The organism is Thermococcus sp. 21S7 (assembly GCF_012027615.1).
Lineage (GTDB): Archaea > Methanobacteriota_B > Thermococci > Thermococcales > Thermococcaceae > Thermococcus.
Genome location: NZ_SNUT01000002.1, coordinates 1 through 21,799, shown reverse-complemented (window position 1 = coordinate 21,799; position 21,799 = coordinate 1). Strand labels below are relative to the sequence as shown.

Below are 21,799 nucleotides of genomic sequence, written 5' to 3'. Positions count from 1 at the left end.
CTCCCTACTCCCTTTTCGGTCTCAGGGGGAGATTCATTGCCAGTTTGACGATTCCCGTACCGACGGGCACGGGCTGTCCTATGAGGACGTTCTCGACGACACCGTTGAGCGGGTCGGTTTCACCCCTTTCAGCCGCCTCAAAGAGGTGCTGGGTGGTGATCTCGAAAGCGGCCCTGGCAAGCACGCTGGCCTTCTCCCCAACTATACCGTGCCTGCCGATGGGCAGTATCACGCCGTCGAGCGTCATCATATCGGCGACGAGCATGATGTGCCTGACGTCAACCTCAAGACCCTGCTCGCGCATCGTGTTGACGATTTCCTCGATGATGGCGTTTCTTGCCGCCTCGATGCCGAGCACCTCGGCGATCTCGTGGATGTTGTTGGTTCTGGTTCTCGTCGGGTCAACGCCCGGAACCTTGATGACCTGCTTGAAGTTTGAGCCCTCGGTGTAGATGACGTACTCGTCGCCTTCCTTCCTTATGATGGTCTTCCCGACGCCCGAGAGACCCTTAAGGCGGTGCTTTTTAACCTTTTCGGAGAGCCTCCTCAGGTCGGAGAGCTTGCCGACCTTTTTGGGGCGCATTATGACGGTGTAGCCGTCAACTTCAAATTCAGCGCTCTTGAAGGAGCTCTCCAGCTTCCTCTGAATCCTCTCCATGTCAAGACCCGCCTTCTCAAGCCTCTCCGGGTCTATGTCAACTATGAACTCGAAGTTGAGGATGTCTATGGTGGTCTCCCTGGCGAGGTTCTCAAGGCTCGTTCCCTCAATGCGCCTCGCAACCTCCAGGGCCTTCTCGCGGTCATAGCGGTGCTTCTCGTCCAGGTAAACGGTCATGATGGGCGTTGACGGGTTCTTTCTGGCATCGACGATCTCGATGATTCTCGGCAGACCGAGGGTGACGTTAATCTCAGCGACACCTGCGTAGTGGAAGGTGTTGAGGGTCATCTGGGTTGATGGCTCTCCGATGGACTGCGCGGCGACGGTTCCTATCGCCTCGCCCGGCTCGATGAGTGCCCTCTGGTACTCGTTGACGGCCTCGTCTATGATGGCTTGAACCTCAGTCTTCTTGAGATTGTACTTCCTGTTGTACTCGATGAGCTTGTTGTAGAGCTCTTCCTTGATGTTGTCGGGAAGCTCGGCCTTGTCAACCATGCTCTTGATGGTTTTTGCGGCGACCATCTATCTCACCCCTTCCCCCTCACTTTGAGCAGGGTTTTCACAATCACCCTATCAACGTCCACGGTCTTGCCTCCCCAGCTCTTCATTGGGTCTATTCCGTCCTCGCCGTACTTGAACTGGACGATGATTCCGGTCGGGTCTCTTACCGTTCCGTCGTAGTCCACCTTGAGGTCCTGGAGCGCGTTGATGAGCCTCCTCTGCATGTAACCACTCTGGGCAGTTCTGACGGCCGTGTCGACAAGTCCCTCACGTCCACCCATTGCGTGGAAGAAGTACTCCTGCGGGGTTAGACCGCTCTTATATGAGTTGGTGACGAATCCCTTGGCCTTGGCCCCAAGATCCTCCGGCTTGAAGTGCGTGAGAACCCTTCCGCGGTAGCCGCGGTAGAGCCTCTTTCCACGGATGGACTGCTGACCGAGCATTGCCGCCATCTGGGTGATGTTGAGCATCTTACCCCTCGCACCGGTCTTGGCCATGATGACCGCGTGGTTGGTCATACCGAGGTACCTCTCGGCGACCTTACCGGCGTTGTCACGCGCCTCGGCCAGAACGGCCATGATGTTGCTCTCCAGAGTCTCCTCAAGGGTCTTACCCGGGAGCGGTTCAAGCTCGCCGTTCTTGTACGCCTCTATGAGCCTGTTAACCCTCTCCTCAGCCTCGCGTATTATCTCGTGAATCCTGTCGAGGGCCTCGCTCGGAAGGTCCTCGTCGTCTATCGCGGTCGTGAAGCCCTTGTGCGTTATGACCCAAATCGCGAGCTTGGTGACCTGGTCGAGGAACTGCCTCGCCCTCTCCACGCCGTACTCCCTCACGATGAGGTCGAGGAGCTTTCCGTCCTCCCTTCCGTAGGCCTTCTTGTCTATCGCACCGCTGAGGAGCTTTCCATTGAGGATGTAGGTGAAGCCGTCGTACGCTAAAGCCCTGACCTCCTCCTCGTCGGGGATGAGCTTCTCCTCTATGAGCTTCTCAAGGGCTTCACACCTCTCAGGCTCGTCGCAGAGCTTGTTGCGGTACCAGATGGTGAGGTCGTCTGGGAGGAGGAGCGAGAATATCGTCTTTCCGCTCCAGAGTTCGACACCGTTTTCAACCTTGTCCGGCTCCGGAAGCTTCTTCACGTCAACGCCCGCGAACATGAGCATCTGCTCGACCTCTGAGCGGGTGAAGTAGGCACCCTCACGGGTGAGCAGGTAGCCGCCTGAGATGTGGTCCTGAATTCCGGCGATGAGCGGGCCTCCGTATCTTGGCGAGATGATGTGGTTCTGGACCTCCATGAGTATCTTTGCCTCCGCCTGAGCCTCCTCCGTCTGCGGAACGTGGAGGTTCATCTCGTCACCGTCGAAGTCCGCGTTGTAGGGCGGGCAGACTGCGAGGTTGAGGCGGAATGTCCTGTACGGCATGACCCTAACGCGGTGGGCCATTATGCTCATCCTGTGCAGGGACGGCTGCCTGTTGAATAGGACTATGTCACCGTCCAGCAGGTGCCTCTCGACCGTCCAGCCCAGGTCTAGCTTCTCGGCGATTAGCTCAAGGTTGTTCTCCATGAGACGGATTCTCCTTCCCTCTGGGTCGATAACGTAGTTGGCGCCCGGATACCTCTCGGGACCGTTGAGGACCATCTTCCTGAGCTTTTCGAAGTTGAACTCGGTGACCTTCTCCGGAACGGTGAGCTCCATGGCGACGGCCATCGGGACGCCGACCTCGTTGATGCTTATCATCGGGTCGGGGCTTATGACCGTACGGGCCGAGAAGTTGACGCGCTTACCGCTGAGGTTTCCACGGAAGCGTCCCTCTTTACCCTTCAAACGCTGGGCGAGGGTCTTGAGCGGCCTTCCGCTCTTGTGCTTGGCCGGTGGGATGCCAGAGGTCTCGTTGTTGATGTAGGTGGTGACATGGTACTGGAGGAGGTCCCAGAGGTCTTCAATAATCAGCTGCGGCGCACCTGCCTCGATGTTGCTCTTAAGCCTGTTGTTGATACGAATGATATCGACGAGCTTGTGGGTGAGGTCATCCTCGGCACGGATGCCGCTCTCAAGGGTGATGGACGGTCTCATCGTAACCGGGGGAACCGGCAGAACCGTGAGGACCATCCACTCTGGACGGGCTTTCTCAGGGTGCAGTCCGAGGAGCGGTAAGTCCTTGTCGGGTATCTTCTCAAGCCTGTCCCTGACCTCGCTCGGCATCATCCTGTGCTTGTACTCGTTGCCCTCCTCGTCCTTCCTGAGCTCCCAGTAGATGGTCGGCCTCTCGAACTTGATCGGGAACTGGGGAGCACCGCAGTGCGGGCAGACCATCCTCTCCTTGGCCTTCTTGTGTATCTCCTTGATGAGCCTGTCCTTGGCCTTCTTCCTGTCGCCCATGACCTCGAACTTGTGGGTGTACTCCTCTATCTCCTCGTCGGTTAGCTTTATCCTTCCGCACTCGCGGCAGGTGCTCTCCAGAACGCGGTGAATTGTTTTCGCGAATCCGACGTGGATGATCGGCCTGGCCAGCTCGACGTGACCGAAGTGGCCGGGACAGTCTCCGGCGCGCGCCCCACAGGTCTCACAGCGCAGTCCCGGGTCTATGACACCCAGCCTCTTGTCCATGAGGCCGCCCTCTATCGGGTAGCCGTCATCGTCGTAGGTGTCTGGGACTGTAATCTCGGCCGCGCTCATCTTTCTGATTTCCTGGGGTGAGAGGATTCCGAACTCAATACTTCCGATGACCTTTTTCATCGACTGCATGGCGATCACACCCTATCAACTATGTTGAGAGACGGCCTTATTCCCATCGCCTTCAGCTCATCCAGCAGCAGCTTGAAGGCGTAGCTCATCTCCACCTTGCTTATCTTCTCTTCCTCTCCGCAGACAGGGCAGTAGACCTTTCCTCTGCGCTTGTCTTCGAGTGCTAGGTGTCCACAGTTCTCACAGACCCATATTTCGGTCTTGTCGCTCTCTTCGAGCAGTCTCTCTATGAGCAGCATCGCGGCGCCGTGACCGATGAGGACGTCACGCTCCATCTCACCGAACCTGAGACCTCCCTCGCGGGCCCTTCCCTCCGTCGGCTGCTTGGTGAGGACCTGAACAGGACCCCTGCTCCTCGCGTGCATCTTGTCGGCGACCATGTGGTGGAGCCTCTGGTAGTAGATGACGCCCACGAATATGTCCGCCTCAAGTCTCCTTCCGGTTATGCCGTCGTACATGACTTCCCTTCCGCTGTGCTTGAATCCAAGCTCCTCAAGCTCCTTTCTGAGCTTTTCCTCCGGCTCTCCGATGAACGCGGTGCCGTCGACTCTCCTTCCCTTCAGCGCCGCAACCTTTCCGCCGATAGCCTCGATGAGCTGTCCGACGGTCATACGGCTCGGGATACCGTGCGGGTTGACTATGAGGTCGGGAACGATTCCGCTCTCGGTCCAGGGCATGTCCTCCTGCGGGACGATGAGGCCTATGACACCCTTCTGACCGTGCCTCGAAGCGAACTTGTCTCCGAACTCAGGAATACGGAGGTCCCTCACGGTCACCTTGACGAGCTTGGTTCCGTCGCCAGTCTCGGTCAGGATAACCTTGTCGACGATGCCCCTCTCGCTCGGCCTGACTGCAACGCTCGTTTCGCGCCTCTCCTGGAGGATTATACCCCCAAGGCCGCTCTGCTCCTCAAGGAACCTCGGTGGCGAGGTTCTTCCGACGAGAACGTCCTTGCCGGAGACCTTTGACTCGGGGAAGATTATACCGTCCTCGTCGAGGTGTCTGTAGTACTTCTCGCCGAGATAGCCCTGTATCGTCGGGTCGGGAACCTCGAAGCGGTCGGTCTGACCGCCCAAATACCTCTTCTCCTCGGCCTCGTAGGTTCTGAAGAAGGTCGAGCGAGCAAGACCGCGCTCTATGGAGGCCTTGTTCATGATGACCGCATCTTCCATGTTGTATCCGCCGTAGCTCAGCACGGCGACCACGAAGTTCTGGCCGGCAGGCCTCTCCTCGAAACCGACAGCTTTCATTATCCTTGAGTTAACGAGCGGAACCTGCGGGTAGTGCATGAGGTGCCCGCGGGTGTCAACACGAATCCTGAAGTTGGCCCAGCCGAGACCGAGGCTCTGCTTGGCCATACCGGCGCCGTAGGTGTTACGCGGGGCCGCGTTGTGCTCCGGGTACGGAACGAGTGAAGCGGGGATACCGAGTATCGCAGCGGGCATGAGTTCGAGGTGTGTGTGCTCCTCGGTGACCTCCCACGGCCAGGTGGCAACGTAGGCGTTCTCCTCCTCCTCGGCGTCGAGGTACTCGATGACGCCCATCTTGACGAGCTCGCTCCAGGTCAGGGTGCCGCTCTTTATTCCTTCGATGTGCTCTCTGGTGAGCTTCGGCTTGCCGTTCTCGACTATGATGAGCGGCCTCCTAACGCGGCCGTCATCGCTGTTGACGTATATCTCCCTGACCTCCTCGTCCTGGTAGAGGGCGACGTTTATGACGTCGCTTATCCTTCCGCTTCTCCTGTCGGTTCTTATCCTGTTTACGAGACCCTCTCCATCCTCCACGGTTCCTACCAGGACTCCATTGAGGTAGACGCGCCAGAGCTCCGGGTTCGGTCTGCGCTCCTCTATCGGGATAACGCCGAGCCTGCTCAGGTAGTCCCTGGCCTCTTCCTCAGGGATTCCGGTGGTTATCTGGGCCATGAGGGAGAGGTTCTTGACGAGACCACAGTTCGGACCTTCGGGCGTTTCGGTTGGACAGATTCTTCCCCAGTGGGTTCCGTGAAGGTCACGCGCCTCGAAGTGAGGCTGATCCCTGCTCAGGGGAGAAGTGACGCGCCTGAGGTGAGAAAGGGTTGACATGTAGTTGGTTCTGTCGAGAAGCTGGCTCACACCGGTTCTCCCGCCCGGCCAGGCACCGGTAGCGAGGGCGTGCTCAATTCTCTCGCTGAGGACGTCCGGTCTTATCGAGTTTCTCACAAAGCGCTGGATGTTCTCGAATGTGTAGCGCTCACCCTTCCTCTGGTAGGTCTTGGTCATCTGGTACTGCATATCCTTAACGAGCTGGCCGAAGGCAACGCGGAAGAGGTCTCTGAGAAGGTCTCCAGCGAGCTTGAGCCTCTTGTTGGCGTAGTGGTCCTTGTCGTCCTCCCCACGGAGTCCGAGGGAGAGCTCCAGAACCTTAAGGGCCATCATGCCGAGGTAGTAGGCCTTTGCGCTCCTGTCCTTCTCCTCAACGCCCATGTGGGGCAGGAGGTTGTTGTCTATAATGTGCTGGGCCCTTCTGAGCCTGTATTCCTTCGGCTGGCCTGGGAGGGCGAGCTTACCTATGTAGTCGAGGGCGTCCTCCTGGGTGGTTATGTCGCTCGCATCCTCAAGGTTGTCAAAGAGAACGTGCTGTATGCGCGGGTCGTCGCTAACCGCCTCGACTATCTCCCTATCGCTGAGAACGCCCAGCGCGCGCATGACGTAGACGAACTTGACTGGCCTCGGAACGTTCGGTATGTTGACGTAGAGAATCCCGTCCTTCCTTCTCTCAACGGTGATGAGCGCACGGTAGCCGTGTCTGTAGGAGAAGCACTTGGCTATCACCCTGTTCTGCCTCTGATCCCTCTCAACCAGGGTCTTGTTCGGGGCGAGGTCCTCGATAGAAACTATAACCCTCTCGGAACCGTTGATGATGAAGTATCCTCCCGGATCCTTCGGGTCTTCACCGAGCTTTATCAGCTCCTCGTCGCTGAGGCCGTAGAGTCTGCAGGCCTTGGATTTGAGCATTATCGGAAGCTCTCCGATGCGGACCTCGACGGCCTCCTGGGCGATGCCGTTGACGACGGGGATGAGTTCAAGGTACAGCGGGGCCGAGTAGGTGAGGTTCCTTATACGGGCGTCCATCGGATAGAGGGGCTTCCTCTGTCCCTGGGCTTCCTGAAACTCCGGCTCGCCGAGGCGAACCTTCCCAAACTTGACCTCGAAGTCCGGGATGTCTGGCTTGATGCCGCCGAACTCGTCTATGACCTTCTGCATCCCGTAGTCAATGAACGCGTTGTAAGAATCAAGGTGCTGCCTGACGAGTCCCTTCTCTTTCCAGTATGCCTCCATAACGAGCCAGAGGTCGTCGGGAGTAACATCAACAACGGTCGGTCCTCTCGATGCCATAATCTCACCTCGCAGAATCAGTCCTCAACCACCAAGCGGTAGTAGTAATAGTAGCCCGCCGTCGGGCTCTTCCTCTTGATCTCAAGAACGTCGCCGGGCTTTGCGCCGAGAGCAACAACAGCAGGGTCCGAAGCCTTGATCTGCGGAAGCTGGGAAATTCTGATCCTGTACCGTCTGAGGAGCTCTTCTTTCTCCTCCTCGCTGAGTATCCTGTGTTCAGGAACCAGCTCGTGAGTGAATATATCAAATTCTTTTTTCGCCGCCACCGAGAATTGCCCCCTTAACATTTTTTAAGAACGATTATCACTACCTCCCACCTGCGGGTTTCGGTATATAAGCTTTTCGAGTGGTAACTCGCCCAGGGGGGTTTATATCGGTTACGAAAAGTTTAAGAACCGTTTTCCATGCCGGAAAGCTACCCTGATGCACCCCTATGTTCACCCCTACTGGGAAAGGCTTATAAAGGCCCGGCACGGGTTCGAGGTTCAAACTTCTTGAAAACTGACTAAACCCCCCCCAAACATGCTGGAGTTTTGACATCTTTCACCGGAGAAGATTGTCATCATGCTATTTTTTGGAGGTTTCAATTGCCATATTTTGGTAAAACATGAGCAAAACTTGGTCGGTTTTTTGTAAAAATTAGAAGGAGAATAGACCTTCAAATCTCGAATGTGATGCTACTAGAGCTGGTCTACGTGAACGGCCAAATTTAATGCGGTAATTGCTGAAAATCTTGACATTCCCGGGGTCTGCTTGGAACCACTGGGCTGGCACTGACCTCCTCCCCGCCGTGAACGGCGAGGGTTCCAGCAGTTTAACCCCTCGCCAACGACAGGGAGGTTCGAGGAGTTCTCATCAGGGAACCCATTAGAACGGGTTCTTCGAACCCCCCTGGGACGGTCTTGCCCCAGTTACCCCTACCTCCCGATAAGGCCGGAAGGCTCGGGGTTATCGTTTTCACGCTCTTCTTCAAAATGTTGAAAGCGCCAACCAAGTCGGCATTCATAACAACACCCTCTCTGCGGCACTTGAATAAACCCCTAAAAATTCTCCCATTGGAGTGGCGTTGGCCACAGAGAGGACAAACCTTAGAAGTGAAAGCCTCATCAACAACCACAACCTCGATGCCGTACTCCTCAGCGACCTCAGTGAGACGTTTGATGAGATAATTGAACCGCCAAACGTGGGAGAGGAGGTAGTTCTGCTTCCTGCCTCTATCAGAGTTTCTTGCAATGCCTTTTGGGTAACCAACGATAATTCTGGAAACTCCCAACCCATAGAGCTTTCTCACCGTTTGCCTGACTGCCGTGTTGATGTAATGCCTGACCTGGACTTTGGCTTTTTTATGCATCCTCCTGAACTTCCTACTCGTCTTGTAACCGGAGTTGTTGAGTCTCGACTGGTAATCGCCAATTTTCTTCTGCCAGTAGAAGGCTATGCTCTTCAACGGCCGACCGTTCACGAGGAAGCTTTCCCCGTTTTCAACGTAGACAGCCATCAGGTTGTTGATCCCGAGGTCGATCCCAGCGGAGTAGTTCCCTTTAGGTCGTCTCGGGAGCTCGACCCAACCATCATACTCAAGTTTCTCCCCTACTGTGAGGCTCAAGTGGGCGTACCATTTCCGCTTCACGTCGTCGTAAATTATCTCAAGACGTCCCTGCTTTCCCCTCAGGTGTATTCTCCCCTTGAACTGGATTTCGAGTTTCCCAAATTTGCCGAGCCTCCGCAATTCGATAACGTTTCCTCTGATCTTGTACTGGTCGTTTCTCAGGGGGATTGCGAAGAGCTTTCTTCCGTTTCTCTTTCTGACGAAACCTGGTGGAGAAGGCTTCTCGAACCACTCCGGTAGTTCGCCACTCTTTTTCTTCTTGCTGAGGGAGAAGAACGATCGCCAGGCCTCGGCGTTCTTTCTTGCCAACTGCTGGACTGTTGAACCACCGACCCAGTCTTTGAATGCATAGTAAACTTCCTTTTCCGTCGTCCCGAAATCTATCTTTCCATATTCCCTGAACTGTTTCAGGCGTTCGTAGTTGATTTTGTTCCATACTATTGCAGTTCCATATGCCAGCTCGAAAAGGATTTTCTCCTGCTCCTTCGAGGGTTGGAGTTTTACTGTCACCGCTCTCTTCATTTCAAGTTCTGTTATGGTTTTTAAGGTTTAAAAGACTGTTGCTTTCCTGATTGATGGGTAATTTACAGAACACAGTACCCCGCCCTGAAGGGCGAGGCTTGGAAAAATGTCAAACTTCGCGAAGACTTCTGAAAACACCTCTTTGGGATGAATCCCTTTCTGCCCAAAAAGTGGTTCTCAAAGAAATCCACGTACAGAACACGGTTTTCAAAAGGAATCACAATCCTTTGATCAAACTTTTGCCATGCAAAAGTTTGTTAGAGTGGAGCCCCGGGCGGGATTTGAACCCGCGACCGGCGGATTACAAGTCCGCCGCCCCGCCAGGCTAGGCTACCGGGGCACGGTTTTAAGAGAGCTAGCGTGGAATATAAAGTTTTCTCTTCAGCCTGACCACCCACCGTAAGTTTTATAAATCCCCCCTGTATCCCATACATTGGGTTGTGCCGCCGTAGCTTAGTCGGTAGAGCGCCGGACTGTTAATCCGGCGGTCCCCGGTTCGAGTCCGGGCGGCGGCGCCATCCCGTGGGCCCGTAGCTCAGCCTGGTCAGAGCGCGCGGCTCATAACCGCGTGGTCGGGGGTTCAAAGCCCCCCGGGCCCACCATGACCTTCTGAAAAACGCCGTTTGACGGACAAACTTCGTTTGTGGATGGTGTGTATTTGTGAATAATGGTTCTTAGAAGTGCTCTTTTCGTTCAGCTTTCCTCCGGAAGCCTGGCCACGTGAACGGGCCACGTTCTGTAGCCATCATGGATGCAGACCTCAAGGACCTCCGCCCCCGCGTACCTCACTTCCCTCACGAGTAGCCTTTTGCCGCTCCTTCCACGGAGTATGTCCTCATGAACGTCCCTGGGAAGCTCTTCCGTGACCGGAAGGATGCCCCCTTTTACGTACACCCCCTCAAGCCGGCCGTCCTTGAAGAGGAATCCCCTCACGGGCACTTCATATTCCTCAACAACGTCCTCATAATGAACGGTTTTGTACTTCCCCACAACTTCGTCCATTTTCACCACCCATATGCAACTTTTCTGTTACATATTGATTCGGGCGAGTCTTTATTAACTTTTCGGTGCATATGTGGGAAGTAAGGGACAAAAATGGCAGAAAAGAAATGCTGAAAAGGGAATAAAGCCGCGTCCTTTAGATATCAACCTCTCCCTTCTCCTTCAGCTCCCTGTACATGCGCCAGGTGATTATCGGCCTCTTGGCGGCTAGAACGTCGTCCACCCTCCTCACGGCGGCGTTGTGCGGTGCACTCTTGACGACCTCCGGGTTGCTGTAGGCCTCTTCGCTTATCCTCTTGAGTGCCTCGACGTACGCATCGAGTTCCTCCCTGCTGACGGTCTCGGTGGGCTCTATCATGAGTGCCTCGTGGACTATCAGCGGGAAGTAGATGGTCGGCGCGTGCAGACCGAAGTCAAGGAGCCTCTTTGCCACATCAAGGGCCTTAACTCCCGTCTCCCTCTTCATTGGCTCGGCGCTGAACACAACCTCATGCTTCCTGAGCTCCTTGTGGGGCAACTCGTAGCCGCGCGTGCCCTTCAGCTTCTGGGTGAGGTAGTTGGCGTTGAGAACCGCCACCTCGCTGGCCTCCCTGAGGCCCTCCCTGCCCATGACCTTGAGGTAAACCAGAGCCCTCACCATCACCGCAAAGTTGCCGTAGAGTTCTTTGACCTTGCCTATGCTCTTTGGCACGTTGTAGTCGAGGTAGTAACCGCGCTCCTCGTCGTAGCCCACCAGAGGGACGGGCAGATAGTCCTGGAGGAAGTCCTTAACTCCGACCGGCCCGCTGCCGGGACCGCCGCCGCCGTGCGGGGTCGAGAACGTCTTGTGAAGGTTGAGGTGCACGACGTCAAAGCCCATATCTCCGGGCCTAACCTTGCCAAGGACGGCGTTTAAGTTGGCGCCGTCGTAGTAGAGAAGCCCGCCCGCCTTGTGGACTATCTTCGCTATCTCAAGTATTTCGTCCTCGAAGATACCGAGGGTGTTGGGGTTCGTGAGCATCAAGCCGGCGGTTCTCTCGCTCACGGCGTTCTCAAGAGCCTCAAGGTCAACTGTTCCGTTCTCGTTGGAAGGTATCTCTATGACCCTGAAGCCCGCCATAGCAGCGCTCGCCGGATTCGTTCCGTGGGCCGAGTCCGGTACGAGCATCTCAGTTCTCTGGGCCTCTCCCCTGTCGAGGTGGTAGGCGCGGATTATCATAACTCCCGTGAACTCTCCGTTGGCTCCAGCGGCGGGCTGAAGGGTGAAGCGGTCCATGCCGGTTATCTCTTTCAACCACTGCTCCAGCTCCCACATTATCCTAAGCGCGCCCTGGACGGTTCTCTCGTCCTGATACGGGTGGACGTAGGCGACCCCGGGGTGACCGGCAATCTCCTCGTTTATCTTGGGGTTGTACTTCATGGTGCACGAGCCGAGCGGATATATGCCCGAGTCAACGCCGTAGTTCATCTCGCTTAAGCGGGTGTAGTGCTTAACCACCTCCGGCTCGCTCAGCTGGGGGAGGTTGAGGGGGCTCTTTCTCTTCAGCTTCTCGGGAACCTCAACGCTGACGTCCTCAATCGGCTTCGGCATTGTGTAGCCAATCCTCCCCTCGCGGGAGAGTTCAAAGATGAGCGGTTCATCCCACTTAGCCTGGCGGAACATTCAGGCCACCTCCTTCAAGGCCTCGATGAGTGCATCGACCCATTCCTTTCTCGTCGTCTCGGTGGCCGCGAAGAGGGCGCTCTCTCCCAGCTCCGGGAAGTGCTCCCCTACGTAGTAGCCACCGTGGATGTTCCTCTCAAGAAGGGCCTCGTGTATCTCCCCGTAGGGCCGGCTGAACCTCACAAGGACGTCCTTGAAGCTGACTCCCTCGAAGGGAATCTCGGCGACCTCTGAAAGCCTCTTCCTGAGGTAGGCGGTGTTCTTGAGGATGACCTCTCCGAGTTCCCTGAGACCCTTCGGTCCGAGGGTCGCGAGGTATATCGCCGCGGCGACCGCCACCAGGGCCTCGTTTGAACAGATGTTCGAGGTCGCCTTGGCGCGCCTTATGTGCTGCTCCCTGGTCTGGAGGGTCATGACGAAGGCCCTCTTCCCATCGGCGTCTTTGCTCATTCCGATGACCCTTCCAGGCATCTGACGTATGAGCTTCTTATCGTTCCTAACCGCGAATATTCCCGCCCTCGGGCCGCCGAAGTTCATCGGGTTTCCGAAGTATGCGGCCTCACCGACGACAACGTCGGCTCCAAGTTCTCCGGGCGCCTCCACCACGCCGAGGATCGTTGGGTCAACGCCGACCACGAAGAGCGCTCCCGCATCATGGGCTATCTCTCCGATGGCGGCGATTTCTTCCTCAAGCACCCCAAAGAAGTTTGGAATCTCCACGTATACCCCTGCGGCGCCGTCAACCGCTTCCTTAAGCTTCTCGATGTTCATCTGGCCGTTTTCATTCCAGTCGACGTACTCTATCCCGACCCCCGGGCCTGCAGTGTAGGTGTGCAGAACCTTTTTCTTCTCTGGACTGAGGGCCTTCGGGACTACGAACTTGCTCCTCTTCTTGACCCTAGCGCTCATCAGGGCCGCCTCGGCCATGGCCGTTCCCCAGTCGTACATCGAGGCGTTGACTATCGGGAGGCCAACGAGTTCCGCGATGAGGCTCTGGTACTCGAAGAGAGCCTGGAGCATGCCCTGGCTTACCTCCGGCTGGTACGGGGTGTAAGCCGTCAGGAACTCGCTCCTCTCGATGAGGTACTTCACGTGGGCTGGAACGTAGTGGAAGTACGTCCCGGCTCCGAGGAAGCTGGGCATCTCAAGAACGGTTCTGTTCTTGGAGAGAACCTCGTTGAGTTCGAGAAAAACCTCGTATTCGCTCTTACCCTCCGGAAGGTTGAACTCCTTGACCATGCCTTTTGGAACGTCGGAAAAGAGGTCCTCAACGGAGGAGAAACCAATCTCCCTGGCAAGTTCTTCCTTATGCGCAGCGTTGGGGAGGTAGTGCCTTCCCATGCCTATCACCCTCTAAGCTTTAAGACAGTCATTGAAGATAGTTCGGGGAGGATTATATGCTTTGTGTTTCGGGCGGAAGGAAAAACCCTTAAAGGCCAGATTGGAGAGCTTTGGGAGGGGTCATCATGATAATAGCCTTCGACTTCGATGGAACACTGGCGGACACTTACTCGTGCATTGAGGAGGCCTTCAGACGGGCCCTGGAGAGACGCTACCGCTGGCTGCCCTTCAAGGGATTCTGGGCCAAAGCCCTCACTAAGTTGGAGAACTACTTTGAGAGACCCACGTTCGGTAGCCACAAAAAGACCTCAAAGCCCCCGTTCTTTCTGCGCACGAAGTTCTTCGAGACCTGGTTTGAGGAGAGGGCAAAGCTGAGCAGGCCCCTCGACGATGCCCCGGAACTGCTGAAGAAACTCAAGGAGGAGGGCCACACGGTCATCTCTTTCTCGGCCGAGGACTTCATCGACGGCATGAAGGTCCGAAGGCTCAAGGAGATGGGCATCTACGACCTGTTCGACGACGTTATAGTTTTCGGTCGCGAGATGACCATAGAGGAGGCCTTCAGAAGGGTTCGGGAGAAGTACGGGGACGAGATATTCGTCTGGGTTGACGACAAGCCCTGGCGCTTCATAGGGCACGGCGATGAGAACACGGAGTACGTCTGGTACTACTTCCCGTTCAGCGCCAGGTTCGTTGAAAAGAACCGTGAGAGGCTCGCGCTGATCCCGCACCTCCACGTGATAAGGGACCTGTGGAGCATATTCGACGTCATTGAGAACGTTAAGAGCCGGCGCTTAGGAAATTCTTATTAATTCATTAGGTTATAGAGTGTAGTGGTCGGGAGCATGGCAAACAAGGTTATGGTGATCGTGGTTGTAGCATTCGCCATCGTGCTGCTCGTGGCATGGGGGCCCCTCAGGGACAACCTTATCGGCGGTGTTACTCCCCAGGTTCCCAAGGTCAGCGCCGTGTACGTTGGAACTCAGAAGCCGTCCAATTCCACGGGATGGCAGTTCATGGTGGAGGACAGAATACTGACGGACTGTATGGTGGCATTTCTCTATTCGTTCGACGGGAGGGGCAAGCTGACGGTGTACGAGATAGACGGGGGGACGTTGAAAGCTCTCGGTCTCGATTCCGATGTCCAGGACTGCGACAACGGAGTCCTTAGATACGGAGTCCTCGCAGTCAATTTCACAAAGAAACCGGAGGTCCTGACGGTCGAGGTATGGCTCAGCAAGAGTTCAACAGAAAGGAAGGACGTCTACTTCAAACAGATAGGAAACTGGAGATTCGTCAACGGTTCATACATAGGCTACACCGCTCCCCCCATGGACAGGGATTACGCACTGCTGGGAATAGACGAAGTGAGGGAACTCATGAACCGGACAGGGATTCACTACATTTCTCCCTGAAATCCTCGCCCTTTAGCTGGGATGAGGTCAGATCAGTCGCCCGTGAGGTACTCCATCGTATCCTCCACGAATTCTTCGAAGTCCCCGCCCTCGACTTTCTCAAGTCTCAGGTCAACCTCCCCCGAGAGGTTCCACCTTATCGCCACGTTTCCTTTATCCGTCTCAGCCACTATGAGCCCAAAGGGAGCGTCTCCCATCCAGTGGTGCTTGGAGAAGAACACCCTGAACCCCAGTTTCTCAAGCTCCCTCATCAAAACTTCGTAAGTTTTTGCCGGCCCGTAGGGGCTCTTGGCGAAACCAATGTAGGGCATTTTTACTCACCATTGTTCCTTTGGTGGGCAGATTTAAAACCTTTTCGGTTGCCCTAACAAAGTTTAAAAGCCGAAGGCCAAACTTCAACACATGAGACCCACACCGCTGCCCGAAAAGGCCCTGAAACTCGGAAGGGCGCTCATCATAGCAGACCTGCATCTGGGCTACGAGGTCAGCATGGCAAGGGAGGGCTTTTACCTGCCGAGGGTGTTCACCGAGGTCGTGGGGAGGCTGAAGTCCCTCCTAGAGAGGGAAAGGCCAAAAACCCTCGTTGTGGACGGCGACCTGAAGCACTCCTTCGTGCCCGAATGGCGGGAGAGGGAAGAGCTGAGGGCGTTCGTTGAAGAGGTTGGGCCTTTGGTTGACGAGCTGATCCTAGTGAGGGGAAACCACGACGTGGGAACGCTCTGGCTCAGGGAGCTGGGCGTTGAGGTCGTCGATGAGCTGGAACTCGGGCACTGGAAGCTGGTTCACGGTCACAAACTCGTCGATGGAGAGCGCTTCATCATAGGGCATGAGCATCCCGCCATACGGCTCCGGGATGAGGTGGGGGCACTCCTCAAGGTGCCCGTCTTCCTGATGGGTGAGGAACTGATAGTTCTGCCCGCGTTCAGCCCATGGGCGTACGGAAACGACGTGCTCAGGGAGATAGTCTCCCCCTTCCTCAGGACGTGTGACCTCTCCGGTGCTAGGACCCTAGTCCCGTTGGACGACGAACTCCTGGACTTCGGCAGACTCGCCGACTTGATCAGGGTCTTGGGCTCGCTCTGATGCCAAGGTTTTAATACCGGAAGCGGAACTATTCTCCGGGTGATGAAATGAGAAAGGTATACCCCGGAATCATCGGCTTGATGCTCATTCTCACGGTTCTCGTATCCGGCTGCATCTCCTCGGGAGGAGGCAGTCCGACGACCACCACAACGACGACTCCAAATCTGCCCTTTACGAAGGAGCAGCTTGAGAGCGCCGTTGCGGGGATAAAGAGCTATGAGTACATCATGGACATTAAAACGTACAACGGAACCAAACTCGTTGCGACGCTTCACTCCTCCGTTGCCATAGACAGGGAAAACGAGATGAAGTCCTCGGCCACCGTGGCCAGCAGGACGGGGGAGATGGTCTATGCCATCTATTACTACACCACCAAGGCAGGTTTCGTAACCCTGACGAACAAGAGCGGCCTCGTGAACTGGCAGTTTTCATGCTACGAAGACGGCAATGGTCCGGAGGTGAACTCAACCCTCCTCGACAGCCTGTGGAGGAATTTTCCGCTTGAAAACGCGACCGTGACGACGGAGGGCGGCTACTACCTCATCACGGTCAACCACACGATCTGGAGAGAAGGCGGGAGCGAGAAGGACTACAGCGGTACCATGACGGTTAAGCTGACCAAGGACCTCGTCCCGGTGGGGATAACCCAGAAGGCGTACTACCGGAAGGGAAGCGAAAGATGGGTGGACGAGATAACGATAGAGATAAGGAACGTCAACGCGGTTTCGGTGAAACCCCCGGAGACCCTCGTTAACTACCTGAAGGAGCAGGGACTTAACCTGGAGGAACTCCTTGGAAAATGCTAAACCTTTAAATTTTCAGTCCCCCAATTTCTTTTGGTGAAGTGAGGTATGGATTTCCTCAGTGCTATAGTGTTCTTCGCATACGCTCCGGCCCTGGTGGTACTCTGGTACTTCTATCACGCCGACAGGTACGAGCCCGAGCCCAGGAGGTACGTCATAGGGACCTTCCTGCTGGGAGCGACGGTCTCAGTCGGCATAGCCTACATAATAGAGAGCGTCCTGACGCTGGGAGGGGCCGTGGCCCCGGTTCTCCCGACGACGGCCTTCTACGTGGCGATGGTTGCGGGAATCGTTGAAGAGCCGGCAAAGGCCCTGGCCATCAGGTGGCCGTTTAGAGCCGGTCAGATGGACGGCATAATGGATGGCCTCGTCTACGGCGTTGCCGCCGGGCTGGGCTTCGCCGCGACTGAGAACTTCCTCTACGGGCTGGGATACGGCGTTTCGGTAACCATCGTGAGGGCTTTCCTAACGCCCCTCGCCCACGGCGCCTGGAGCGCGGTTATAGGCGTTGGCTACGGGATGAAGGCCGAGGGGAAGGTGGACTCGGTCACGCCGTACTTCCTCCTCGCGATGCTCCTGCACTTCGTCTGGGACTACTACGCCTTCCTGAGCCGCGAGGTTCCGGCGTACAACATTATCCTCATACTGCTCATACTCGTGAACCTCGCGATACTCCGCTACTTCCTGATAATGGGTCAGGCCGAGGACGTCGGCCGGCTCTGGTACTACTGGTTCAAACGGAGGGATGAGATGTGAAGCTGGAAGAGGCCCTGTTTGAAGCGAGGCCGTACGTGGAATACCACGAGAAACTGGAGAACCTCGTGAGACGCCTATGGGAGGAAGCAGCGGATGAAGAGAGTTTCCTCCAGCTCCTCAGGGGAGAGATAGAGCGCGCTGAAGAACCCTTCAAGACAGACCTCAGGATATTCCTCCAGAAGTTCGAAGCGTTAAAGGGATGAACCAAAAGATATTTTAGACGCGGTTTCATGGAGATCTGGGGGTGATACGGTGGACCGAAGGATGTTAGCGCTCGTCATCATCCTACTCATCGCGGTCGGGGCCGGGGCAGCTTACCTCCGCGGAAAAGGAGGTTCCACAGACACTCCGGTGAACTACAAGGCCAAGATACTCTCAAGGCTGGGGGCCCTGAACTGCTATTCCTACGAGGAGCGCATAAGCCTCGTCCGGGGGAACATTTCCGTCAATTCGACCATTGACGGTGGTTACTTCAACGGTACTTACTTCTTCCACGGGAAAAAGGACGGTGTTGAGTGGTGGACAGTGCTTACAGGAGACAGCCTCGTCCAGCGGATTATTATCAATGGAAGCGAGAAAACCGTCACGATGAACGTTTCAGAAGCAGAGCGCTCCGTGCTGACATCGTATGACCCCGTGAAGTTCGCCCTCAGGGCCGTGGGTACGGGAATGGAGATCGGTGGCGACGAGCTGAGCAGAACCTACCGCTACACGGTGAGGCTCTTCCCGGGAAAGGACGACACCATGATGTCCGGCAACGTCACCATCATGATTGGGGAGGACTTCAGCCCCAAGGAGATACGGATTATTGGCAAGGTGATAGACCCCTTAGGAAAATCTGAAATCCGGAAACTCAACGCCAAGCTTTCAGGAAGCTGCCAGATTCCCGGATGGGTGCAGGAGCTTATGAAAAAGAAGGGCGGATGACTCTATCTTCTCTTAAAGATGCCGTGAAGAAGGAACACCATTCCCAGCACAACGCCCCACGTCGCCAGGAAGCCTGACAGGTCGTGGAAGCTTTCGGGTGTGGATGCGGGACCGGAATCGACCATGATGTTCAAATCCGCCCACAGTCTCATCTCGCTTTCAATTTCCTCAATGTTCCTGCGGTTTCTCTCCATAATTCCGGTGAGAACTTCCCTGCTCTCGGGGGAGAGTTTATCCAGGTGGGCGGATATTATCCGGTTCTCCCTTTCAAGTTCGGAAACTGTCCTGGTGCAGAAATCGGAGTTGTTGTGATACACCGCCACCCATCCGTTCTCCCGGCTTTTCTCCACAATCCCTTCAACGTCCCTGAGTGCGACCCTGCCGGTCATCGATATAAACCCCTCACCGTGCCTCGAAACCGAAACCCCTATTCCCCCATCCCTTAGAAACTCCTCCAGCCTTGCGGCATCCTCCCGGTCCCTCACCGTGACGTATATGTTCACAATGTTGCAGAGCCCGCCCCAGGGGACGTTCTCCTCTCCAATCCCCTCAAGTTCGTCCATCGCGGAGACCTGTTCACGGGCCAGGGACGTCTCCCTGTAGTATGTGCCGACGAATATCGAGCCCAGGATTATGAAGATCACGAACGGGGCCACCGCAAGTATCAGAGCCTTCTTTCCCTCCATACCATCACCAGCCCGGCAGTTCCCGTGAGGATGACGCCCGTCCACAGGGCCGCCATCAGGGGTGCGTTGCTCTCCCTCCTTACGGGGTACGTCAGGATGACGCGGGCGAACGTTGCGTTGCAGACCGGCTCCCTCTGCCTCAATCCGAGGAGCGCCTCCAGCTCAACGGTGCGATTGTGAACGAACTCCTTCTCGACGGGGTCATCGATGAGACCTTCCAGCTCGCGGTAGGCTTCCAGCTCCCCCTCCAGCCGTTCCCTGTCCAGGTCGGGATGTTTCTCAACGGTTCCCCTGGGGATGCATGTATACGGAAGGGCGGAGTAGAACTCGCTTTTGTTGAAAACGATGACATCTGTTTCGTCGTAGCCATCGTCGAGTTCTATAGGGAAGTGTGGAAACCCATCAAGCGCCGCAATGATTCTGTTCAGCTCCCAGTTGGAGCGAATGCGGCACGTAACGAGAATCCTCTCGGCGGGCTCACATAGATAGGGCTTCGTTACGTTGTGCGCCTCAAGCTCCTCCGTGAAGTCGTAGATGTTGGAATCCACGCGCAACCGGGGCGGGGGAGCGTACCTCACAGGAGGCACCATTGCGGCGGCCAGCATCAGGACGATGGCCGCGAGTACCAGGAGCGGACCCAACCGCATATCCTCACCGTATGAAGTAAGGAAGGGAATCTTAAAAGTTTCACCTGAGCCCAAGCGTTTTAAGATACTCCATCATTCTCTCCACATCGTTCGCTATAACGACGTCGAACAGCCCCCTGAGCTTGGCCAGGTTGTCGTCCCGGTAGAACAGAACGTCGTTCTCGGTCCAGAGAGCAACCCTGAGACAGAGGGAGCGCGCCCAGCTAAGAGCCTGAACAGTCTTTTCAAACCCGATGAGGGGTATCGCTTCCACGGGGACGTTTATTGACCATAGATTGAGCTCCGCCTTCAGCTGCGGAATAAGGGGGACGACTTCTTCCCGATCTATCAGAAGGCCCATCACGACCCTCTTATCGTGCTTCCTGTATTCCCTGAGTGCATCTACGATGAAGGATGACACCATGACCCTTTCAGGGCCGTTCCTGGCCACGATTTTAGCGACCTCCCCCGCCGCATCGACGTCTTTGAGTTCAATGTTGATGAGCGCATCCTCCGGAAGGGCGTCAAAAACCTCCTCAAGCGTCGGAATTCTTTCGCCCCCGCCTATGTCGGCCTTCTTCAGCTCCTCCAGCGTCATGTTCTTCTGGTTTCCGCTCATGTTGCTCGTTCTGTCTATGCTCTCGTCGTGCATGACGACGACCCTTCCGTCCCGGGTCAACCATACGTCCAGCTCGATTCCATCCGCGCCCGCCTCCACGGCCTTCCGGAAGGCCAGGAGACTGTTCTCGGGATAGGCGCTCATGTAGCCCCTGTGTCCAAGGATGATAACCTTATCGCGTTCCCACATGAGCATCGCCTCTCTCTGATAGGTCTCAGACGTAAAAACCTTTCCTCAGCCTGGCGGGATCATCGGAGATAACAGCATCCGCCAGGGGCAGGAGCCTGGGAACCCAGGCCAATTCATTCATCCTGTAGTTCCAGAGGTAGACCTTCAGTCCGCGCCTCCTGAGGGTTCGTAGGAGGATCACCAGCGGCCGATAGCCGATGTACGAGACCGCGTCTATCGGTACGTGGATTGAACCCATGCCCCTAAGACGCGGTATCCAGAAAACCGAGGAATACCCGACTATCGAGAACCCAACCTTGCATTCCGGACACTCCCTCATGATGGCCTTCACTATATCCGGATTCTCGGCGGAAAACACGGTGTTTTCAAGAACTCCGCGTCTCTCGACGAGTTTTAGAGTTCCCTCAACGGCTTCAATCTCCTTAACGTCGGCGTTTAGAAGGACATCCTGAAAGGAGCGTAGAACCTCCTCGACAGTTGGAACCAGCCTTCCCAGGGGCTGTTTCATAGATAGTTAAAAGCGTAAAGTTTAAGTGTTTTTATTTTATAATTCATTTTGGTGGAGTGGGGTATGAGGCTTTATCGGACGGGCAAGGCCTCACAACTCTTAGGCATCAGCAAGCCGACACTAATTAGGAAAATAAAATCCGGCGAGATTAAAGCATATCGGGTTGGCAAAGAATACCGAGTTCCAGAAAGCGAAATTAAGAGGATTCTTGAGGGTAAAATCCCTGATAAGGTCGTGATTTACGCAAGAGTTTCAAGCCGGGACCAGAAGGAAGACTTAGAAAGACAAGTTGAATACCTTAAGAATTACTCCTCATCCAGAGGTTATCAAGTGGCCAAAATCCTCACCGACATTTCCTCTGGATTGAACGAGAACAGGAGAGGATTAAAACAGCTCTTCAAACTCGTCGAGAGCGGAGAAGTGACCAAGGTAATCATAACTTACCGGGACAGGCTTACCCGCTTCGGCTTCAAATACCTCGAACAATACTTTAACTCTCACGGCGTTGAGATTGAAGTAATCTTCGACGATGAGGAGAAAACACCAGAAAAAGAACTTGTTGAGGACTTATTAGCCATCATAACATCCTTCGCTGGAAAGCTTTACGGGGCTCGTTCTCGCAAGAAAAAACGCCTCGTTGAGGCGGTAAAGAATGCCCTCAGAGACAATTAAACTCACGGCAAAATTCAAACTCAAGGGAACACCCGAAGGATTAGATGGGCTTTTCCAGACTTACCGGGAAATCGTGAACTTTCTCATCACTCACGCTTTTGAGAACAATGTAACCAGCTTTT

General features: G+C 55.5%; 21 protein-coding genes, 3 tRNA genes and 1 pseudogene. 11 read left to right on the top strand and 14 right to left on the bottom strand.

Annotated elements, in window-relative coordinates:
- Nucleotides 1–4 precede the first annotated feature (4 nt).
- From rpoA2 to E3E51_RS03290, 6 genes are all read right to left on the bottom strand, one after another.
- Complete coding sequence (gene rpoA2 / locus E3E51_RS03315; RefSeq protein ID WP_167911743.1) at nt 5–1,180, bottom strand: DNA-directed RNA polymerase subunit A''; 1,176 nt, start codon at nt 1,178–1,180, stop codon at nt 5–7.
- Between the two features lie 5 nt (nt 1,181–1,185).
- Nucleotides 1,186–3,903 carry a DNA-directed RNA polymerase subunit A' gene (locus E3E51_RS03310; RefSeq protein ID WP_167911742.1) on the bottom strand — a complete coding sequence of 906 codons (2,718 nt, stop codon included), beginning with the start codon at nt 3,901–3,903 and terminating at the stop codon, nt 1,186–1,188.
- A 5-nt stretch (nt 3,904–3,908) separates the two neighbouring features.
- Nucleotides 3,909–7,277, bottom strand: a complete 3,369-nt coding sequence (locus E3E51_RS03305; RefSeq protein ID WP_167911741.1) for a DNA-directed RNA polymerase subunit B — start codon at nt 7,275–7,277, stop codon at nt 3,909–3,911.
- Nucleotides 7,278–7,294: 17 nt separating this feature from the next.
- Nucleotides 7,295–7,543: a DNA-directed RNA polymerase subunit H gene (locus E3E51_RS03300; RefSeq protein ID WP_167911740.1), complete on the bottom strand. Its 249-nt coding sequence runs from the start codon at nt 7,541–7,543 to the stop codon at nt 7,295–7,297.
- A 548-nt stretch (nt 7,544–8,091) separates the two neighbouring features.
- Nucleotides 8,092–9,408, bottom strand: a complete 1,317-nt coding sequence (locus E3E51_RS03295; protein ID WP_167911739.1) for an RNA-guided endonuclease TnpB family protein — start codon at nt 9,406–9,408, stop codon at nt 8,092–8,094.
- A gap of 263 nt (nt 9,409–9,671) precedes the next feature.
- Nucleotides 9,672–9,748, bottom strand: a tRNA-Thr gene (locus E3E51_RS03290).
- 102 nt (nt 9,749–9,850) lie between these two features.
- Here E3E51_RS03290 and E3E51_RS03285 point away from each other — a divergent pair.
- Both E3E51_RS03285 and E3E51_RS03280 read left to right on the top strand, forming a co-directional pair.
- A tRNA-Asn gene (locus E3E51_RS03285) sits at nt 9,851–9,926 on the top strand.
- 6 nt (nt 9,927–9,932) lie between these two features.
- Nucleotides 9,933–10,010: transfer RNA gene (locus E3E51_RS03280), tRNA-Ile, on the top strand.
- A 91-nt stretch (nt 10,011–10,101) separates the two neighbouring features.
- Here the strand turns inward: E3E51_RS03280 and E3E51_RS03275 are convergent.
- The 3 genes from E3E51_RS03275 to gcvPA form a co-directional block, all read right to left on the bottom strand.
- Nucleotides 10,102–10,410: a hypothetical protein gene (locus tag E3E51_RS03275; protein ID WP_167911738.1), complete on the bottom strand. Its 309-nt coding sequence runs from the start codon at nt 10,408–10,410 to the stop codon at nt 10,102–10,104.
- 136 nt (nt 10,411–10,546) lie between these two features.
- On the bottom strand, nt 10,547–12,052 hold the full coding sequence (gene gcvPB / locus E3E51_RS03270; RefSeq protein WP_167911737.1) for an aminomethyl-transferring glycine dehydrogenase subunit GcvPB: 1,506 nt from the start codon (nt 12,050–12,052) through the stop codon (nt 10,547–10,549).
- Nucleotides 12,053–13,393 carry an aminomethyl-transferring glycine dehydrogenase subunit GcvPA gene (gcvPA, locus tag E3E51_RS03265; RefSeq protein WP_167911736.1) on the bottom strand — a complete coding sequence of 447 codons (1,341 nt, stop codon included), beginning with the start codon at nt 13,391–13,393 and terminating at the stop codon, nt 12,053–12,055. It lies immediately after the preceding gene.
- Between the two features lie 125 nt (nt 13,394–13,518).
- On the opposite strand from gcvPA, the gene E3E51_RS03260 reads away from it, so the two are divergent.
- Together E3E51_RS03260 and E3E51_RS03255 are read left to right on the top strand one after the other, a co-directional pair.
- The gene (locus E3E51_RS03260; RefSeq protein ID WP_167911735.1) at nt 13,519–14,205 is read left to right on the top strand and encodes an HAD family hydrolase; all 687 of its coding nucleotides are present in this window, start codon (nt 13,519–13,521) and stop codon (nt 14,203–14,205) included.
- A 33-nt stretch (nt 14,206–14,238) separates the two neighbouring features.
- A complete protein-coding gene (locus E3E51_RS03255) occupies nt 14,239–14,808 on the top strand; it encodes a hypothetical protein (RefSeq protein ID WP_167911734.1) in 570 nt (189 codons plus the stop codon).
- Nucleotides 14,809–14,840: 32 nt separating this feature from the next.
- On the opposite strand, the gene E3E51_RS03250 is transcribed toward E3E51_RS03255, so the two are convergent.
- The gene (locus tag E3E51_RS03250; RefSeq protein ID WP_167911733.1) at nt 14,841–15,119 is read right to left on the bottom strand and encodes a hypothetical protein; all 279 of its coding nucleotides are present in this window, start codon (nt 15,117–15,119) and stop codon (nt 14,841–14,843) included.
- A gap of 91 nt (nt 15,120–15,210) precedes the next feature.
- On the opposite strand from E3E51_RS03250, the gene E3E51_RS03245 reads away from it, so the two are divergent.
- From E3E51_RS03245 to E3E51_RS03225, 5 genes are read left to right on the top strand one after another with little or no spacing between them, the layout of a single operon-like run.
- The gene (locus tag E3E51_RS03245; protein ID WP_167911732.1) at nt 15,211–15,891 is read left to right on the top strand and encodes a metallophosphoesterase; all 681 of its coding nucleotides are present in this window, start codon (nt 15,211–15,213) and stop codon (nt 15,889–15,891) included.
- Nucleotides 15,892–15,938: 47 nt separating this feature from the next.
- Nucleotides 15,939–16,697 carry a hypothetical protein gene (locus E3E51_RS03240; RefSeq protein ID WP_167911731.1) on the top strand — a complete coding sequence of 253 codons (759 nt, stop codon included), beginning with the start codon at nt 15,939–15,941 and terminating at the stop codon, nt 16,695–16,697.
- Nucleotides 16,698–16,742: 45 nt separating this feature from the next.
- Nucleotides 16,743–17,450, top strand: coding sequence for a PrsW family glutamic-type intramembrane protease (locus E3E51_RS03235; RefSeq protein ID WP_167911730.1), 708 nt, complete (start codon nt 16,743–16,745; stop codon nt 17,448–17,450).
- Nucleotides 17,447–17,653, top strand: a complete 207-nt coding sequence (locus E3E51_RS03230) for a hypothetical protein (protein WP_167911729.1) — start codon at nt 17,447–17,449, stop codon at nt 17,651–17,653. The genes E3E51_RS03235 and E3E51_RS03230 overlap by 4 nt, the downstream gene beginning before the upstream one ends.
- 49 nt (nt 17,654–17,702) lie before the next feature.
- The gene (locus E3E51_RS03225; protein WP_167911728.1) at nt 17,703–18,377 is read left to right on the top strand and encodes a hypothetical protein; all 675 of its coding nucleotides are present in this window, start codon (nt 17,703–17,705) and stop codon (nt 18,375–18,377) included.
- A 2-nt stretch (nt 18,378–18,379) separates the two neighbouring features.
- Here the strand turns inward: E3E51_RS03225 and E3E51_RS03220 are convergent, their stop codons facing one another.
- Genes E3E51_RS03220 through E3E51_RS03205 form a run of 4 tightly spaced genes read right to left on the bottom strand, consistent with a single transcriptional unit; the run spans nt 18,380 to nt 21,005 of the window.
- A complete protein-coding gene (locus E3E51_RS03220) occupies nt 18,380–19,063 on the bottom strand; it encodes a hypothetical protein (RefSeq protein WP_167911727.1) in 684 nt (227 codons plus the stop codon).
- Nucleotides 19,042–19,710 (bottom strand): hypothetical protein, encoded by a 669-nt coding sequence (locus E3E51_RS03215; RefSeq protein ID WP_167911726.1) that lies wholly within the window; start codon nt 19,708–19,710, stop codon nt 19,042–19,044. The genes E3E51_RS03220 and E3E51_RS03215 overlap by 22 nt, the downstream gene beginning before the upstream one ends.
- A gap of 40 nt (nt 19,711–19,750) precedes the next feature.
- Complete coding sequence (locus E3E51_RS03210; protein WP_167912095.1) at nt 19,751–20,497, bottom strand: glycerophosphodiester phosphodiesterase family protein; 747 nt, start codon at nt 20,495–20,497, stop codon at nt 19,751–19,753.
- A gap of 25 nt (nt 20,498–20,522) precedes the next feature.
- Nucleotides 20,523–21,005 carry a hypothetical protein gene (locus E3E51_RS03205; RefSeq protein WP_167911725.1) on the bottom strand — a complete coding sequence of 161 codons (483 nt, stop codon included), beginning with the start codon at nt 21,003–21,005 and terminating at the stop codon, nt 20,523–20,525.
- A gap of 63 nt (nt 21,006–21,068) precedes the next feature.
- On the opposite strand from E3E51_RS03205, the gene E3E51_RS03200 reads away from it, so the two are divergent.
- Nucleotides 21,069–21,677: an IS607 family transposase gene (locus E3E51_RS03200; RefSeq protein ID WP_167912094.1), complete on the top strand. Its 609-nt coding sequence runs from the start codon at nt 21,069–21,071 to the stop codon at nt 21,675–21,677.
- Nucleotides 21,658–21,799, top strand: a pseudogene (locus E3E51_RS13115) (RNA-guided endonuclease TnpB family protein); the annotation flags it as partial. The gene E3E51_RS03200 and the pseudogene E3E51_RS13115, both read left to right, overlap by 20 nt.

Excerpts from the sequence above, each read along its gene's own strand:
- E3E51_RS03250 (WP_167911733.1), bottom strand. The coding sequence starts at position 15,119 with ATGCCCTACATTGGTTTCGCCAAGAGCCCCTACGGGCCGGCAAAAACT.
- E3E51_RS03220 (WP_167911727.1), bottom strand. The coding sequence starts at position 19,063 with ATGGAGGGAAAGAAGGCTCTGATACTTGCGGTGGCCCCGTTCGTGATC.
- E3E51_RS03240 (WP_167911731.1), top strand. The coding sequence starts at position 15,939 with ATGAGAAAGGTATACCCCGGAATCATCGGCTTGATGCTCATTCTCACG.
- gcvPB (WP_167911737.1), bottom strand. The coding sequence starts at position 12,052 with ATGTTCCGCCAGGCTAAGTGGGATGAACCGCTCATCTTTGAACTCTCC.
- E3E51_RS03235 (WP_167911730.1), top strand. The coding sequence starts at position 16,743 with ATGGATTTCCTCAGTGCTATAGTGTTCTTCGCATACGCTCCGGCCCTG.
- gcvPA (WP_167911736.1), bottom strand. The coding sequence starts at position 13,393 with ATGGGAAGGCACTACCTCCCCAACGCTGCGCATAAGGAAGAACTTGCC.
- E3E51_RS03255 (WP_167911734.1), top strand. The coding sequence starts at position 14,239 with ATGGCAAACAAGGTTATGGTGATCGTGGTTGTAGCATTCGCCATCGTG.
- E3E51_RS03260 (WP_167911735.1), top strand. The coding sequence starts at position 13,519 with ATGATAATAGCCTTCGACTTCGATGGAACACTGGCGGACACTTACTCG.
- E3E51_RS03310 (WP_167911742.1), bottom strand. The coding sequence starts at position 3,903 with ATGCAGTCGATGAAAAAGGTCATCGGAAGTATTGAGTTCGGAATCCTC.
- E3E51_RS03205 (WP_167911725.1), bottom strand. The coding sequence starts at position 21,005 with ATGAAACAGCCCCTGGGAAGGCTGGTTCCAACTGTCGAGGAGGTTCTA.
- E3E51_RS03275 (WP_167911738.1), bottom strand. The coding sequence starts at position 10,410 with ATGGACGAAGTTGTGGGGAAGTACAAAACCGTTCATTATGAGGACGTT.
- E3E51_RS03305 (WP_167911741.1), bottom strand. The coding sequence starts at position 7,277 with ATGGCATCGAGAGGACCGACCGTTGTTGATGTTACTCCCGACGACCTC.
- rpoA2 (WP_167911743.1), bottom strand. The coding sequence starts at position 1,180 with ATGGTCGCCGCAAAAACCATCAAGAGCATGGTTGACAAGGCCGAGCTT.
- E3E51_RS03210 (WP_167912095.1), bottom strand. The coding sequence starts at position 20,497 with ATGTGGGAACGCGATAAGGTTATCATCCTTGGACACAGGGGCTACATG.
- E3E51_RS03295 (WP_167911739.1), bottom strand. The coding sequence starts at position 9,408 with ATGAAGAGAGCGGTGACAGTAAAACTCCAACCCTCGAAGGAGCAGGAG.
- E3E51_RS03245 (WP_167911732.1), top strand. The coding sequence starts at position 15,211 with ATGAGACCCACACCGCTGCCCGAAAAGGCCCTGAAACTCGGAAGGGCG.
- E3E51_RS03200 (WP_167912094.1), top strand. The coding sequence starts at position 21,069 with ATGAGGCTTTATCGGACGGGCAAGGCCTCACAACTCTTAGGCATCAGC.
- E3E51_RS03215 (WP_167911726.1), bottom strand. The coding sequence starts at position 19,710 with ATGCGGTTGGGTCCGCTCCTGGTACTCGCGGCCATCGTCCTGATGCTG.